Below are 15,377 nucleotides of genomic sequence, written 5' to 3' on the forward strand. Positions count from 1 at the left end.
GATCAGCCCATGGAGGCCGAAATACCACCGGGGACAGCGCGATTCGGCCTGATCAGAAAGGAAAGCCGCACATTGACTTCTCTGGAAAGCGACGGTCGCCGACATGGCGCTGTATCGGAGCGCTATCCCTCGGCAGCGAGCTGCCCGCAGGCCGCGGCGATCTCCTGGCCCCGCGTATCACGCACCGTACACGGCACACCCTGCCCCTGAACCCGCCGAACGAACTCCCGCTCAACAGGTTTCGGACTAGCATCCCACTTGCTGCCCGGTGTCGGATTCAACGGGATCAAGTTCACGTGCACCTGGGAACCGAGAGCCTTGTGCAGCTTCTCGCCCAGCATGTCGGCACGCCAGGGCTGATCGTTGACATCCCGAATCAGCGCGTACTCGATCGATACACGCCGACCCGACTTATCGGCGTAATAGCGTGCGGCGTCGAGAACTTCGGCGACCGGCCAGCGGTTGTTAACCGGGACCAGGGTATCGCGGAGTTCATCATCGGGAGTGTGCAGCGACACCGCGAGAGTGACCGAAAGATCCTCATCAGCCAGCTTGCGAATCGCCGGGGCCAAACCCACCGTCGACACCACCACATTCCGCTGCGAAATCCCGAAACCATCCGGCGAGGGCGAGGTAATGCGACGCACAGCGGAAACTACACGCTTGTAGTTGGCCAGGGGCTCACCCATGCCCATGAAGACGATGTTGGAGAGTCGGCCGGGGCCGCCGGTGACCTCGCCGTCGCGCATGGCGGCGGCCGCGGCACGGACCTGGTCGACGATTTCGGCGGTGGACAGGTTGCGGTTCAGGCCGCCCTGGCCGGTCGCGCAGAACGGGCACGCCATACCGCAGCCGGCTTGGCTGGAGATGCACAGCGTCGCCCGGTCGGGGTAGCGCATCAGCACGCTTTCGAGCAGCGTGCCATCACCCGCGCGCCACAACGTCTTTCGGGTTTCGCCCGCATCGCAGGCGACGTGCTTGACGACCGACATCAGCGGCGGGAACAGTGCCGCGCCGATCTTCTCGCGCACCTGCGCGGGCAGGTCGGTCATCTGTTCCGGGTCGGCTTGCAGCCTGCCGTAGTACTGGCGGGCGATCTGGTCGGCGCGGAACTTCGGCAGTCCCAGCTCCTCGACGGCCGCCCGCCTGCCCTCGGCATCGAGGTCGGCGAGGTGCCGCGGCGGCATGCCACGGCGCGGAGCATCGAAAACGAGGGGCAGGGAGACGGTCATAGTTCCCCCATTCTCCCATCTGGGCGAATGCGCCGCACACTCGCCCGCTCCAGCCGGACGACATGCCCAGTTCGTTGCCAGGAAATACGTGTGGTTGTAATAGCAGTGGGTAATGATCGACCCATGTCGACCAATCCTGACCACCTGCCGGAGCCCGATCCCGATCTGACGGACGAGCGCACCGCCCCCACCCCGACCCGGTCGCCCCACCTGTGACAACCGGGCCGACGACCACGGTTCCGACCAAGCACCGCCAGTCGCTGTCGTCACGCACGGGCAACACCTGGGTGGCCTTGATCGCCGGCGCACTGATCCTGATCGTCCTGCTGGTCTTCATCCTGCAGAACCTCGACCAGGTGAACGTGGGCCTGTTCTTCTGGCATTTCTCGCTGCCGCTCGGTGTCGCGGTCCTGCTGTCGGTGATCGGCGGCGCACTCGTCATGGCCCTCGTCGGCGGTGTCCGCATCCTCCAATTGCGCCGCGCAGCCAAGAAGTAGGTCACCGCGCCAGCGCCCGCACCAGTGCGCGGATTCGAGCAGGGTTCCCGCTCCACTTCCGCAAGGCCTGCCCGGGCCGGTCGAAGTACTCCTGCAACAAGCCGAGCGCTTCGGTGAACGTGGCCCCTTCGGGCCACCGGCCGCCGTCTGCATAACTGCACTCCAGCAGTCGGCCGATGTCTTCGGCGTCGCGCGGTACCCGCCGCTGCAGATAGCCGAACACCTTGATACAGAGCGCGGTTGCCACGCCGGGGATCGCGACCCGCGCCGAGAGGCGGCTGCCGTCGGTCAGGGTGGCCGCGAGCGCGATCCAGATCGGCTCCTGTGCCAAGGCGACGTGGACCGCCGGGATCCCGTTCACCGCAATGGGACCCGCGTCGAGATCGGGTACGTGCCGATTGGTGAACGAGGGAGCGAGCAGGTCGATGGTCGCGAATGTCCCGCCGACCGATCGCTCGAATCTGTTGCCGGACCGGGGATTGTCGTAACCGAGCAGACGTAGGCGGTCCAAGAGCGCACCGCCGCGAATGCTGACCAGTTCGACGGCGAGGTCGGCGTCCCTGGTCGCCCGCAACGGCACCGACACGCCTGTGCGCAGGACGTGCAGATTGACCATGTGCCCGCCGATCACCGCCCAGGAACCCGACGCCACCGCGGCGCCGGCGGCATCGGCCAGCGCAACGTACGCACCGTCTTCCGCGCGAGATCCGCTGACGACATTCAGCTCGTACACGACGAGACCTCGAGGTCAGCGCGCGCGCTGAGAAATCGCTGTTCCAGTTCGGCGACCGCGTCGAGCGCGTCGGGACCGCCGACGGTGCGGATATGCCTGGCCACCTCGATGACCGGCGCCAGCGGCCACGCCAGATCCCGCGGACCGCCCATCGCGGCCGCAAGCCTCGAATCCAGATGCCATCCCGGCGAAATCGCACCGACACTGACCACCAGGGTCGCATCGGACGGATCGGTTTCCACCCGGACGAATCCGGCACTTTCCAGGTCGAGGCGGCTATCGGCATGAATCAGCACGATGTCGGGGATCCGCCACGGCGCGACGAGGTCGGCTGCCCAATCACCGCAGACCCGCACCGAGACGTGCTGCGCCGTAGCGTGTTCCAGCACCAGCTCGATCTGCCTTTGCGCGCTGTCGAGGCTGTACCAGGCTTCGGCAGCTTCCTGTCTCGGCGCACGGGCCGCAACCAGTCGATCGAACAATTCGCGAGGTCGCCGGACCTGCCAGCCGTCAGCGGATCGCTCGGTCCAGCCTTTCGCGTCGGCCGCGGTCAGAATCTGCGAGATACGCGCCTGTGTGACGCCGGTGGCCGCGGCGATATGGACCTGGCGTTGCGGCGTAGGGTTGCCGAGGAGGTAGGCCAGCACCGCGACCTCGGCGTGCGCCAAGCGTTTCTCGGACATGCGCCGAGTGTATAAATTTTTACGGGGATGTGCGAGAAAATTTATACCTGCAGTTCAGAGCTGCTTCTCGATGCTCGTTCAGAGCAGGGTGCTCAGGACCAACCAGGAGACGAACGCGGAGGGGAGCATCGAGTCGAGGCGGTCCATGATGCCGCCGTGCCCGGGGAGCAGGGTGCCCATGTCCTTGATGCCGAGTTCGCGTTTGATCTGGGATTCGATCAGGTCACCGCAGGTGGCGACGAGCACGAGGCCGACACCGAGCACGACGCCGATCATCGAGTTGGCGTCGAGCAGCAGGGTGACGGTGAGTAAACCGCCGATGACGCTGAAGACGAGCGACCCGCCGAAACCTTCCCAGGACTTCTTCGGACTGATCGACGGCACCATCGGATGCCTGCCGAACAGGACGCCCGCGACGTAGCCGCCGACGTCGGAGCAGACGACCAGGATCATGAAGGTCAGCACCCGCAGGTTGCCGTCGTCTTCGAGCAGCAGCAGGGTGGCGAAGGAGGCGAGCAGCGGGATCCAGGCCAGCGTGAAGATCGTGATGGCGGTGTCGCGCAGGAAGTTTCGTGGCGCGGTCTGCAGGCCGTGATCGAACAGCCGCCACACCATGCAGGTCAGCGTGGTCGCCGCGAACGCACCGGCGACCCCACTGGCCCCGTACGGCCAGCCCAGCCAGAACACCGCCTGCCCGCCCACGATGAGCGGGATGCGCGGGACCAGTACGTCGGCCTCGCGCAGTCGTTTGGCGACCTCCCAGGTGGCGACGCCGACCGCGACGCCGACGACACCGATGAACACCTTCGGCACGAACAGCAGGATCGCGATGAGCGAGAGGCCGAGCCCGAACCCGACGGCCAGCGCCGCGGGCAGGTTCCGGCCTGCCCGCGAACCGGACGCCGGAGCGCCGGCGACCACGGCCTGCGGGCCGTGCGCCTCGGGGTCGTGCTCATCGGCGGCGACCACGGCAGCCTCACCCCCGGTCGCGGACCATTCGGACCCCGGGACCGCCGAGCCGACCGTCGCGTCGGCTAGAGCCTCGTGACCAGATGCTCCCGCATCGCGCACGTGCTCCTGCCTCGCTTCAGCTGTACCGTCCACCGGCATCGGCTCCTCTGCCGCACCGGTCGCGGCGGCGTTCTCGGCCACGATTGTCCCGTCGCTCAACTCGTCGTTCCGTTCGTCCTCCGCCCGAGCGGGCCTTCGGCTGCGTTCGAACCCGCGGCGACTGCCCCGGTGCGCACGCCGTGGCGTCAGACCTCGAGCAGTTCCGCTTCCTTGTGCTTGACCAGTTCGTCGATCTGGCCGACATATTTGGCGGTGGTCTTGTCGAGGTCCTTCTCGGCGCGCCCGACCTCGTCCTCCCCCGCCTCGCCATCCTTCTGGATGCGCGACAGTTCGTCCATGGCTTTGCGGCGGACATTGCGGATTGACACCTTTGCGTCCTCGCCCTTGCCCTTGGCCTGCTTGGCCAGTTCGCGGCGGCGCTCCTCGGTCAGCTGCGGCACCGAAATCCGAATGATGTCACCGTTGTTCGTGGGGTTCACGCCGAGATCCGAGTTGCGGATGGCGGTTTCGATCGCGCCGAGCTGAGCCTGCTCGTAGGGCTTGATCACGACCATGCGCGGCTCGGGCACGGTGATGCTGGATATCTGGGTGATGGGCGTCGGCGAACCGTAGTAGTCGACCACGATCCGGGAGAACATACCCGGGTTGGCCCGCCCGGTGCGAATGGATCCGAGATCGTCCTTCGCCACCGTGACAGCCTTTTCCATCTTCTCCTCGGCGTCGAAGAGCGCTTCTTCAATCACGACCATGTCCTTCCTTAGACACCGGCTCCACAGCGTCGTCATCGTCATCGTCCGCGGGTCGCGGGGTCAGGACCGAACCAATGTGCCGATCTTCTCACCGGCGACCGCTCGGGCGATATTGCCCTTGGTCAACAAATTGAACACCAGCATCGGCATCTGGTTGTCCATACAGAGACTGAAGGCCGTCGCGTCGGCCACCTTGAGACCTTGTTCGATGACCTCTTTGTGGGTGATCTCGGAGAACATGGTGGCGTTCTCGTCGACCTTCGGGTCGGCGGTGAACACCCCGTCGACCGCCTTCGCCATCAGCACCACCTCGGCGCCGATCTCCAGTGCACGCTGCGCGGCGGTCGTGTCGGTGGAGAAGTACGGCATGCCCATGCCCGCACCGAAGATCACCACACGCCCCTTCTCCAGGTGCCGCTTGGCGCGCAACGGGAGGTAGGGCTCGGCGACCTGACCCATGGTGATCGCGGTCTGCACCCGGGTCTCGATCCCCTGCTTTTGCAGAAAGTCTTGCAGCGCAAGGCTGTTCATCACGGTGCCGAGCATGCCCATGTAGTCCGAGCGGGCCCGCTCCATACCGCGCTCCTCGAGCTCGGCGCCGCGGAAGAAGTTGCCGCCACCGATCACCACGGCCACCTGCACGCCGGTCGCGACGACCTCGGCGATCTGCTCGGCGACCGCCTCCACGACGTCGGGGTCGAGCCCCACCCTGCCGCCGCCGAACATCTCGCCACCCAATTTGAGAAGTACCCGGCGATATCCTGGGCGGTCGTTCCCCGGGTCCGTCATGGGTGTTCTTCTCCTTCGGCGGTCAACGTTGTTCTCGGCAGGCAAGTGCGTCAAAGAATTCGGCAGCTCGGAAAGGCTCCTCGACACGGAGCGGCTCCTATCCTGCCTCATGCGGGTTCGGCGGCATGAGAAGACCCCCCGTCAACCGGCGAAACGGTCGACGAGGGGTCTGCTCGATATAGCCATAGGGCGGTTGTCAGACCAGGTCGGGCTGACCGTGCGGGGCACGATCAGTTGGAGCCGACCTCGAAGCGGGCGAAGCGGGTCACGGTGACACCGGCCTCGTCCAGCAGGGCCTTGACGGTCTTCTTCGAATCGGTGACCGACGACTGCTCCAGCAGCACGACGTCCTTGAAGAAGCCGTTGACGCGGCCTTCGGTGATCTTCGGGAGGGCGGCCTCGGGCTTGCCCTCCTCGCGCGCGGTCTGCTCGGCGATGCGACGCTCGTTCTCCACGACATCGGCCGGAACCTCGTCGCGGGTCACGTACTTCGCCTTGAGCGCGGCGACCTGCATGGCGGCGGCACGGGCGGCCTCGGCGGCCGCGTCACCCTCGCCCTGGTACTCGATCAGCACGCCGACGGCCGGCGGCAGATCCGAGGCCCGCTTGTGCAGGTAGGTGGCGACCGGGCCGTCGAGCGCGATCACGCGACGCAGCTCGAGCTTCTCGCCGATCTTCGCGGCGAGCGCCTGCACGGCCTCGTCGGCGGTCTTGCCACCGAGGTCGAGGGCCTTCAGCGCGTCCAGGTCGGCGGGCTTGGCGGCCGCGGCGGCGGTCACGATCTGGTCGGCCAGCTCCTGGAACTCCGCGTTCTTGGCGACGAAGTCGGTCTCGGAGTTGAGCTCGACCATCACGCCACCCTTGGCGGCGACCAGGCCCTCGGCGGTGGTCCGCTCGGCACGCTTGCCGACGTCCTTCGCGCCCTTGATGCGCAGGATCTCGACGGCCTTGTCGAAGTCGCCGTCGGTCTCGGCCAGCGCGTTCTTACAATCCATCATTCCGGAGCCGGTGAGCTCGCGGAGCCGCTTCACATCGGCAGCGGTGTAGTTCGCCATCGGTGGCGAGCCTCCTTCGGAGAAAGTTCTTCGAGTACTGGGCAGCGGTGATCACCATCGCACGCGTTGGTGATCACCGCTGGAACAGCGAGTTACGAGACTCAGGCCTCGGCCGGGGTCTCCACGGCAGCAGCAGCCTCGGCCGGAGCTTCGGCAGGCGCCTCGGCGGCCGGGGCGGCCGACGCGAGGAGCTCCTGCTCCCACTCGGCGAGCGGCTCGCCCGCGCCGGCTTCCGGCTTGTCGTCACCGGAGGACAGGCCGGCCCGCGCCTGCACGCCCTCGGCCACCGCGGAGGCGACGACCTTGGTCAGCAGCGCGGCGGAACGGATCGCGTCGTCGTTACCCGGGATCGGGTAGTCGACCAGGTCGGGGTCGCAGTTGGTGTCCAGGATCGCGATGACCGGGATGTTCAGCTTGCGCGCCTCGCCGACGGCGATGTGCTCCTTGTTGGTGTCGACGACCCAGATGGCCGAAGGCACCTTGGCCATGTCGCGGATACCGCCGAGGGTGCGCTCCAGCTTGTTCATCTCACGCGTGAGCATGAGGATTTCCTTCTTGGTGCGACCCTCGAAACCACCGGTCTGCTCCATCGCCTCGAGCTCCTTGAGGCGCTGCAGACGCTTGTGCACGGTGGAGAAGTTGGTGAGCATGCCACCCAGCCAGCGCTGGTTGACGTAGGGCATCCCGACGCGAGTCGCCTCGGCCGCGATCGACTCCTGGGCCTGCTTCTTGGTACCGACGAAGAGGACGGTGCCACCGTGGGCGACGGTCTCCTTGACGAACTCGTAGGCCTTGTCGATGTAGGTCAGCGTCTGCTGCAGGTCGATGATGTAGATGCCGTTGCGGTCGGTGAAGATGAACCGCTTCATCTTCGGGTTCCAGCGCCGAGTCTGGTGCCCGAAGTGTGCGCCGCTGTCGAGCAGCTGCTTCATTGTTACGACAGCCATGGCTCTCGTATCTCTCTTTCGTTGCCGGTTGACGCAGCGAATCGGTGATTCGTTGCCCTGGCGCCTCCGAATCGTCGGACCCGACCGCGAGGGTGGGGACCAGCCGACGACTCCCTGCTCCGCACAGGAGCTGCCGCGAACCCGAGGATGTGACTGGTTCGAACAGCGCCGTTGCGAACAAGCACGGGGTGGCGCGCGAAGTCGGTCCATGCAGGCACAGACCGCTCGACCAGTCTATCGGGTCCGCCGCCAGCTGCTAAATCGGCCTGTCAACGGGGTGAATCGGGGGCGCACGCGAGGTGGAACGGGCGATGTCCACAAGTCGGAAAGTTGTGCACATTCGGGGTGGTGGGGGTACCGGGATCTCGTCCGGGCGATGAGGCTTTTCGTATGCCTCCACATCCGATCTCCACACTGATGACACTGGTCATTCCCCTTTTCTTCGTGCTGGGCGTGGTGAGTGCGCCGCCCGGTACGGCCGGGCCGCTGAGCACGAGCGCCACGACCGCTCTCGCCGGTATGCCCTGGCCGCCCGATGAGGTCGGGCGGAAGTGCTCGGGTTCGGCTTGCGAGTTGCGGCGGCTCGCGCCGCGGGCGGTGGACGAGGGGTTCGGCGGGAACTTGCCTGCGGGTCCGGCGGGGCCCGCCTGGTGTGCGTCGCTGGGGCCGATCACGGTGATTCCGACGCCCGCAGCTGATTGTGCGGCGAATGGGTCGGATCCATTCGAGCGCACTCCCCTTGATCGCGAGTACTGCGAGTATGTCGGCCCGGCACCGTTTTTCCTGTCGCCGAGTGATTCCGAATTCTGCGGGTTCGTGTCGCCTGCGCCGCTGTCGGTGCCGTCGGTGGGCGCGGGGCGACCGGCGGGATGAAATGGGCTGGCGCGCTTCGGTTCACGCCGGTGGTGGGGATGGTGCTGGCGCTAGTAGCGGGTGCCGAATCGCTTGCTGTCGCCGAACCCGTCGGGCCGTTCGGCTGGCCGCTGCAACCGCGGCCCGCCGTGGTCCGGCGGTTCGACAAACCCGCGCAGGACTGGCTGCCCGGACATCGCGGCGTCGATCTCGCGGGCGCGGCGGGACAAGTGGTGCTGGCCGCGGGTGACGGGATCGTGGTGTTCGCGGGAACTGTCGCCGACAAACCCGTGGTCTCGATCGATCACCCCGGCGGTCTGCGGACCACCTACGAACCGGTCCGAGCGGAGGTGTCGGTGGGCCGCCGGGTCACCCGCGGCACACCGATCGGCACACTCGAACCCGGACACGAAGGCTGCGGAACCTGCCTCCACTGGGGTCTGCGCAGCGAAGGCTCCGGCAGACGCAAACGCGAATACCTCGACCCGCTCGGCCTACTCCACCTCACTCCCCTACGCCTGAAACCCACCTCGCCCTAGTCCCCACCATCTGTCTTGGATGATGACGACCCCGGCCGGACAATCCATTTCCTGCCTCTGTGTTCGCCGGAGCCACACGCGCTCCCGCTCCTGCTCAATCACAGTTACCCCACCTCGTTCGTGGAGTTCCTCGCAGCCCGCGGACCGCTGACCGACCCGCGCGCACACGGCGGCGACCCGGCCGACGCCTTCCCCCTCGTCATCCCTCGCTGCCCGGCTTCGCCTTCTCCAGCCCGCTCTCCGCGCGCGGTTGGCACCTCGAACGGACCGCGCTCGCGCTCGGAGAGCTGACCCGACCCCTGTTCGTCGACGACCTCCGCGACGTCTTCCGGCGGCTCCGCGGGCGACGCTCACGACCGACGGCCGGAGCGCTAGGGAACGCGGTGGGTCGGGTTCGTCCGCGAGGCGGCGGTGTGTCGGAGGAGACGGGGCCGAATTGTTCCGCGATCGGGGGTGGCGGGTGAAGATCAGGGGATGGAGTATGCGCCGGGCGAGCCTTCGTTCACCTATCCGGAAGTCGGTGCCACCAGTGGTGAACCGCCGCAGGGGTATCACCATTTCCGGTTACGGCGGCGGATCGGGCAGGGGCGGGCGCTGTTCGAGCATGCGGCGGTGGAGATTCTCGGGTATCGAATGCAGAAGGGAACCCACATCTTTCACACCGCGTCCACGCCGACGGCCGAGCCGGGTACCCGGCTGACGGTACGACTCGGCATCGGACCGTTGAGCATCATCGCGCCATGCCAGGTGGTGTACGTGCTGGCCGCGCCGAATCAACGCGGCTTCGCCTACGGCACCTTGCCCGGACACCCGGAGATCGGCGAGGAACTGTTCGCCGTCGAATACGACCCGTCAGACGACAGCGTCTACGGCGTGGTCACCGCGTTCTCCCGCCCAGGCACCTGGTACACCCGCCTCGGCGGTCCCGTGGTCCGCGGGATTCAGCGGTTCTTCGCGGGTCGATACATCCGCACCCTGTCCACCAGCGTGTAAGCGCACCCAAGGCGCATGTCCGACTCACCAGAAGTGCGGGCGTGCGCCCACAGGGGTTGCCCAGCAACACTGTTCGACCCGCGCCTCTCGAACCACGCCCGCTGCCCCGCCATCCAGCGCCGTCCACCACACGCACCTGGAGACAGGTCAATTACTCCGGCCTCCACCGCTGTCCAACACGCGCAGTTGAGGCCAGCCCCGCTGTCCACGCACACATTTCGAAGCGAGTCGGCCACCCAGCCATCCGACGCTGCTCAACCCGCATGGTGAAGCGGGTCACAGGCCCGGCATCAACACCCGAGCAGCCTTGCGCGACCGGCCGATTCTCGTGGCTTGGACCGACACTCACCCACCTGCGTCCTGGACCCTCTGTGCCCTGCCACCGAGCTGCCTGGATGCCCGGGTCACTGCTCGGACGAGTAGTGATTCATCGGAAGTAGATGTAGTCCTGGACCCAGTGGAACCCACGGCTGCGGAGGGTGAAGCTGTTCAGGTCGACGCGTTCGAGGGTGATCACGACCGGGAGACCGCGGAGGGTACCGCGCAGAAGCAGTTGGTTCGGGACGGGTTGTTCGTGCGACAGCATCGCCAAAGGCGTTGTTGTGCCGGTGGTTTCAACTGTGCTGAGTTCAACGATCCCGTTGGGCAAGAAGTTCGCACCGATGGGGACGAGGTCGCCGTCCATTTCCTGGTAGGTCGCCTGCTCTGGATCATCGAAAATCAGCCGTTGCCAGCGGGTTTCGTCGGTGGTCAGGGGCGGGAGCGTTCGGCCGTCGAGGGCGAACTCGCGTACGTCCCAGATGCCGTACAGCTCGGATTTGGGGCTGGCGGGACCGTACTGTTCCTGCCAGACCCGCCAGCGGTCGGTGCCGCTGATCAGCGCAATCCAGATACCGAGACACACGGTGAGCCATAGTGCGACGCGGTTCTTCCGGTCGTCGGCGAACAGCGCGGGTTGCGTCAGCGGCTCGCACGCACGTTGGCGCACGAAGACATCGACCAGCCGACGCAGATACGGCGCGAGCAGGATCAGGCAAATCATCAACAGGTGCGAGGCGAGCAGCTTCTCCGGTATGTCGAAGGCCATGTTCATCAGCAGAATCTGCGCGCAGCTCGCCAGACTCAACGCGGTACCGAGCACCGTGGTCCGAGACACGAAGACCAGTGCCCCGGCCACGACTTCCACTGCGCCGAGCGTCATCTCGTACGGATAAGAGCTGCCGACCTGCAACCACAGCACCGACGCCGGGCTCATATCGCCGTACGGTTGCAACAGCTGAGCCAACCCGGGGCCGGGCATCTGTGTGGGGATCAGTTTGGCGAACCCGAACCCCAGCATCGTCGCACCCAAGGACATCCGGAGGAACAGCGTGAACCACGCCATCAGCCGGGGGTGCGAGGCACGAGAGTCGAAGACCGTCCACACCGCGGCGGCGACCACGGCGATGACAAGGACGCAGAACATCAGCACCCAGGCGGCCGTCTGATCGCCGGCGCCGGAGTCCTGGTGCAGCGCGGTATCGACCCCGAAAACCATCCGGCCCACCCAACCGGTGATCGGATCCGTATGGGACGGGATCCACCACCCGCTGTATCTGCGGAACCACGGCCCGAAGAGTCCGATCACCGTGAAGGGAACGAAATTCAGGAGCAGGTTGTACAGACCGAAATAGACGACGCAGAACCGGAACGCGATCTGTGTGGCCGGATGCCAATCATTCTGCGTGGCAACGGGTTCGGCGGCGTGCGTAGCCTCGGTGAGCCGCTGACCCGTCACCGCCGCACCCCGCAGAGGTAGGTGATCCGAACCGGGCGCTCACGATCTCCGACTGCACAGCGCCGCTCGAAGGGTTCGATCTGGCGCGCTTCGCATTCGAGGGATCGCGCCCCGACCCCCACGCGAACGGCCGACCCGACCCGGTCGAGCCCGGCCGGCTGACTCTGATTCATGCCTCCAGTGAAGGCAGTGCGGTGTTGCGGGCGCATATGCGAATTTCGATACGCCCGCGATATGTCCCGTTCGGCAGGATCCCGAAGTACCTGTGCCGTCGTCCAGACTGAGGCGGGTTCGCCCCAACGCAAGCCGAGCCCGAACCCGGCCGAGTTCCGGACGACCGGTACGTCCCCTAGAGCTGCGCCTCCAGCGCTTCCGCTTGCGCACGCAGGTCCGCCGCTTGTTCAGTGCGTTTGTGCGTCTCGTACTGAGCTGCGACAGTGCGACGTTCGGCGATTTCCGCGCGGACGATCTGCTCTACGTCGGATTCGGTGAGCTCGCGACGCGCCACCTCGGCGACGCCGAGTCCGACCGGGGAGCTTTCCACCGAACCGGCGCGGTGCTCGCCGACATCGACGGCCTCCGCGTTGTCGATGGCGCCGAGGGTGGACCGCAGCGCGGAGACCGCTGAGCGATCGCGGGCCTTCATCGCCACCGACAGCGCGTCGCGGAGCCGCGTCCGCAGCGGGGGGCGTTCGGTTGACATGATCACCACCGTAAGGAGAGGGGTTGTCGGCGTCGAACGGTTTTCGCAGGCGGTCTACCCGATCGTCCCGCGCGGCGTGACGATCGTGAAGTCCGGGTCGGGTGCGTCGAACACGCCGACCAGCTCGGCCAGCTTGGTGACATCGCCTTCGATCTGGATATCGCCCGCGGCGGCTGCGACCCCGAAGTCTTCGCCGAGCAACAGGACCCGGACCAGCGTCGCCTTCGTCAAGGTGAACGTCGCGTCGGGCGCCGGGAGGCCGATGCCGTCGGGCACTTCGTAATGGGTCAGGCGTCCGTTGCGCAGTTCGAGCCGGTGCGTGCGCTTCTCGTCGCTGAGCTCCCAGTCCGTCAGCGCCCGCTGATTCCACGCCTTCGGGCCGTCGACGCGCAGCGCCATCGCGTCGAATATCTGCTCCACGGTCATGGCGGCGAGCATCGTCGGCGAGCTGGGTTTGGTCGGGGTGCCGAACGAGCCGTAGCGCAGCTCGTAGGCCCCGCTGAGATAGAAGTTGCGCCAAGTGGCGTTCTCCGCCCCGTAGCCGAGTTGTTCGAAGGTGCTGGCCTGCAACGCTTTGGCGGCATCATTCGCCGGATCCGCGAAGATGACGTAGTTGACCACCTCGGCGACCCACCGAAAGTCCCCGGCGTCATAGGACTTCCGCGCTTTACGCAGCACTTCCTCGGCCCCGCCCATGAATTCCACATGCCGCTTCGCGGATTCGACCGGTGGGTGTTCCCAGAGATGAGCGGGGTTGCCGTCGAACCATCCCATGTATCGCTGATAGATGGCTTTGACGTTGTGGCTGACCGATCCGTAATACCCGCGGGTGTGCCAGGCGCCGTCGACCGCCGGTGGCAGCGTGAGCATTTCGGCGATCTCCGCGCCGACGTAACCCTGGTTCAGCAGCCGCAAGGTCTGGTCGTTCAGGTACCCGTATAGGTCTCGTTGCAGCGCAAGGTATTCCACCAGCCGGTCGGTTCCCCAGGTGGGCCAGTGATGGGAGGCGAACACCACATCCGACTCCCGGGCGAACAGGTTGATCGCCTCGGTCAGATAGTTGGCCCAGACGTAGGGGTCGCGGACCAGCGCGCCGCGCAGGGTGAGCAGATTGTGCAGTGTGTGCGTAGCGTTTTCGGCCATGCACAACGCGCGCCGATCCGGGAAGTAGAAGTTCATCTCGGCGGGCGCCTCGGTGCCGGGCGTGACCTGGAAGACGATACGGATGCCGTCGATGGTCTCCGTTTGACCCGTCGCGGTGATATCGGTGGTCGGCGGAATCAGGGTGACCGTACCGACCGAGGTGGTCTGCCCGAGCCCGGCGCCGACCGCGCCGAGCGGTCCGCGCGGCAGCACCGCCCCGTACATGTATCCGGCCCGGCGTGCCATCGCCGTACCCGCGTAAATGTTCTCGGCCACCGCGTGTTCCATGAAACCGGCCGGCGCGAGCACCGGACAGCGGCCCGCCGCAACCTCGTCGAGGGTGGTCACTCCGAGCGCACCACCGAAATGATCGACGTGTGAGTGGGTGTAGATCAGCCCGGTCACCGGCCGATCCCCGCGCTGCGCGCGATACAGCGCGAGCCCGGCCGCGGCGGTTTCCGCCGAGATCAGCGGGTCGATCACGAGCACCCCGGTCTCGCCTTCGACCAAAGTCATATTGGACAGGTCGAGCCCGCGAATCTGATAGATCCCCTCGGTCACCTCGAACAGCCCCTGTTTCGTCACCAGCCCGGATTGCCGCCACAGGCTCGGGTTGACCGAGGCGGGACAGGGTTCGCGCAGGAACTCGTAGGAGTCGTTGTCCCACAGCACGGTTCCGTCGGCGGCGGTCACCACGCCGGGTTCCAGTGCGGCGATGAACCCCCGGTCCGCGTCGGCGAAGTCGGTGGTGTCGGCGAACGGCATCGAGGCGGCCGCACGCTGCTGCTCCGCGACGATGAAATCGCTCGGCTCGGTCGCTGTGCTCATGTCATCCTCCTGGAAGTCGAGTGCCGAAAGATGCTGTGCCGTGGATGTGCTAGGGCCATGGATCGGTCAGCGTGATGACCGCGGCCAGCACGGCCACCGCGACGACGACCGTGGTCGCCACGGCGACAACGGTTCTGCCGTGGCCGTAGTGGCCCGAACGCAAGCTGCGGTTGCGGGCGAAACCGGCGCAGGCCAACGCCGCCATGGTGAGCGCGGCACCGATCGGTGCGAGCATCGCGGGGCGCCACCCGCTGGTCACCGCGTGATTCAAGAACAGCGCGCCGGTGAGCATCGCGGCGATCGCCGTGCGCCGCCAAGCCAGCGCGGTGCGTTCGGCGGCGAGTCCGGCGCGGTTCATCGGAGCAACACCGCGACCGTCGCGAGGATCGAGACCACGGCGATCCCGGCCGAAAGGATCGGCACCAGCACGGTTTCGGGCAGTGGCTGCCCCCGCCGCATCGCCACGCCGACTCGTCGCCAATGCGCGTACGCACCGATCGCGACGACCACGGCGAGCACCAGACAGCTCAGCGCGAGCGCCCGCCGCACGCCGCCCATCCGGAAGGGTTGCACCAGTGTGTGTACCGCGACGCCGCCGGCGAGCAAGCCGAGCGCGGTGCGCATCCAGGCCAGGAAGGTGCGTTCGTTGGCGAGGGTGAACCGGTAGTCGAGGTCCGCTTCCCCGTCCTCGGATTCGGCGTCCGGGCTCGGCAGCGTCATGTCGCGCCGAACAGCACCGTCATCGACGCACGGCACTGATCATCGGAATCCACTGGGCACCTTCCC

General features: G+C 66.6%; 17 protein-coding genes. 4 read left to right on the plus strand and 13 right to left on the minus strand.

Going from position 1 to position 15,377, the window contains the following annotated elements; all coding sequences use genetic code 11:
* Positions 1 to 122: 122 nt before the first annotated feature.
* Complete coding sequence (gene rlmN / locus TY25_RS08645; RefSeq protein ID WP_042255393.1) at positions 123 to 1,232, minus strand: dual-specificity RNA methyltransferase RlmN; 1,110 nt, start codon at positions 1,230 to 1,232, stop codon at positions 123 to 125.
* Positions 1,233 to 1,444: 212 nt separating this feature from the next.
* Between rlmN and TY25_RS08650 the strand changes: the two genes are divergently transcribed.
* Positions 1,445 to 1,729, plus strand: coding sequence for a LapA family protein (locus tag TY25_RS08650; protein WP_042255394.1), 285 nt, complete (start codon positions 1,445 to 1,447; stop codon positions 1,727 to 1,729).
* 1 nt (position 1,730) lies between these two features.
* On the opposite strand, the gene TY25_RS08655 is transcribed toward TY25_RS08650, so the two are convergent.
* The 7 genes from TY25_RS08655 to rpsB form a co-directional block, all read right to left on the minus strand.
* Positions 1,731 to 2,462 carry a hypothetical protein gene (locus TY25_RS08655; protein WP_042255395.1) on the minus strand — a complete coding sequence of 244 codons (732 nt, stop codon included), beginning with the start codon at positions 2,460 to 2,462 and terminating at the stop codon, positions 1,731 to 1,733.
* A complete protein-coding gene (locus TY25_RS08660) occupies positions 2,450 to 3,145 on the minus strand; it encodes a MarR family transcriptional regulator (protein ID WP_042255396.1) in 696 nt (231 codons plus the stop codon). The genes TY25_RS08655 and TY25_RS08660 overlap by 13 nt, the downstream gene beginning before the upstream one ends.
* Positions 3,146 to 3,223: 78 nt before the next feature.
* Positions 3,224 to 4,315, minus strand: coding sequence for a phosphatidate cytidylyltransferase (locus tag TY25_RS08665; RefSeq protein WP_226887227.1), 1,092 nt, complete (start codon positions 4,313 to 4,315; stop codon positions 3,224 to 3,226).
* A gap of 86 nt (positions 4,316 to 4,401) precedes the next feature.
* A complete protein-coding gene (gene frr, locus TY25_RS08670) occupies positions 4,402 to 4,959 on the minus strand; it encodes a ribosome recycling factor (protein ID WP_042255428.1) in 558 nt (185 codons plus the stop codon).
* Positions 4,960 to 5,025: 66 nt separating this feature from the next.
* A complete protein-coding gene (gene pyrH / locus TY25_RS08675) occupies positions 5,026 to 5,754 on the minus strand; it encodes a UMP kinase (RefSeq protein ID WP_014987009.1) in 729 nt (242 codons plus the stop codon).
* Positions 5,755 to 5,984: 230 nt separating this feature from the next.
* Positions 5,985 to 6,809, minus strand: a complete 825-nt coding sequence (tsf, locus tag TY25_RS08680; protein ID WP_042255397.1) for a translation elongation factor Ts — start codon at positions 6,807 to 6,809, stop codon at positions 5,985 to 5,987.
* A gap of 101 nt (positions 6,810 to 6,910) precedes the next feature.
* Positions 6,911 to 7,756, minus strand: coding sequence for a 30S ribosomal protein S2 (gene rpsB, locus TY25_RS08685; protein ID WP_042255398.1), 846 nt, complete (start codon positions 7,754 to 7,756; stop codon positions 6,911 to 6,913).
* A 911-nt stretch (positions 7,757 to 8,667) separates the two neighbouring features.
* Between rpsB and TY25_RS08695 the strand changes: the two genes are divergently transcribed.
* The 3 genes from TY25_RS08695 to TY25_RS08700 all read left to right on the plus strand — a co-directional run bounded on the left by TY25_RS08695 (position 8,668) and on the right by TY25_RS08700 (position 10,140).
* Positions 8,668 to 9,147 (plus strand): M23 family metallopeptidase, encoded by a 480-nt coding sequence (locus TY25_RS08695; RefSeq protein WP_042255400.1) that lies wholly within the window; start codon positions 8,668 to 8,670, stop codon positions 9,145 to 9,147.
* 15 nt (positions 9,148 to 9,162) lie between these two features.
* Positions 9,163 to 9,438, plus strand: coding sequence for an epoxide hydrolase N-terminal domain-containing protein (locus TY25_RS41545; RefSeq protein WP_342448134.1), 276 nt, complete (start codon positions 9,163 to 9,165; stop codon positions 9,436 to 9,438).
* Positions 9,439 to 9,621: 183 nt separating this feature from the next.
* Entirely contained in the window at positions 9,622 to 10,140 is a 519-nt protein-coding gene (locus tag TY25_RS08700; protein WP_042255401.1) for a DUF1990 domain-containing protein, read from the plus strand.
* A gap of 427 nt (positions 10,141 to 10,567) precedes the next feature.
* On the opposite strand, the gene TY25_RS08705 is transcribed toward TY25_RS08700, so the two are convergent.
* The 5 genes from TY25_RS08705 to TY25_RS08725 all read right to left on the minus strand — a co-directional run bounded on the left by TY25_RS08705 (position 10,568) and on the right by TY25_RS08725 (position 15,311).
* Positions 10,568 to 11,836, minus strand: a complete 1,269-nt coding sequence (locus TY25_RS08705; RefSeq protein WP_162184191.1) for a DoxX family protein — start codon at positions 11,834 to 11,836, stop codon at positions 10,568 to 10,570.
* Between the two features lie 430 nt (positions 11,837 to 12,266).
* Positions 12,267 to 12,620 carry a GatB/YqeY domain-containing protein gene (locus tag TY25_RS08710; RefSeq protein ID WP_042255429.1) on the minus strand — a complete coding sequence of 118 codons (354 nt, stop codon included), beginning with the start codon at positions 12,618 to 12,620 and terminating at the stop codon, positions 12,267 to 12,269.
* A gap of 54 nt (positions 12,621 to 12,674) precedes the next feature.
* Complete coding sequence (locus tag TY25_RS08715) at positions 12,675 to 14,591, minus strand: alkyl/aryl-sulfatase (protein WP_042255403.1); 1,917 nt, start codon at positions 14,589 to 14,591, stop codon at positions 12,675 to 12,677.
* A gap of 49 nt (positions 14,592 to 14,640) precedes the next feature.
* Entirely contained in the window at positions 14,641 to 14,949 is a 309-nt protein-coding gene (locus TY25_RS08720; RefSeq protein WP_042255404.1) for a DUF202 domain-containing protein, read from the minus strand.
* Complete coding sequence (locus TY25_RS08725; RefSeq protein ID WP_042255405.1) at positions 14,946 to 15,311, minus strand: YidH family protein; 366 nt, start codon at positions 15,309 to 15,311, stop codon at positions 14,946 to 14,948. The genes TY25_RS08720 and TY25_RS08725 overlap by 4 nt, the downstream gene beginning before the upstream one ends.
* Positions 15,312 to 15,377 lie beyond the last annotated feature (66 nt).

It is taken from the genome of Nocardia brasiliensis NBRC 14402, from assembly GCF_000308475.2.
GTDB lineage: Bacteria > Actinomycetota > Actinomycetes > Mycobacteriales > Mycobacteriaceae > Nocardia > Nocardia brasiliensis.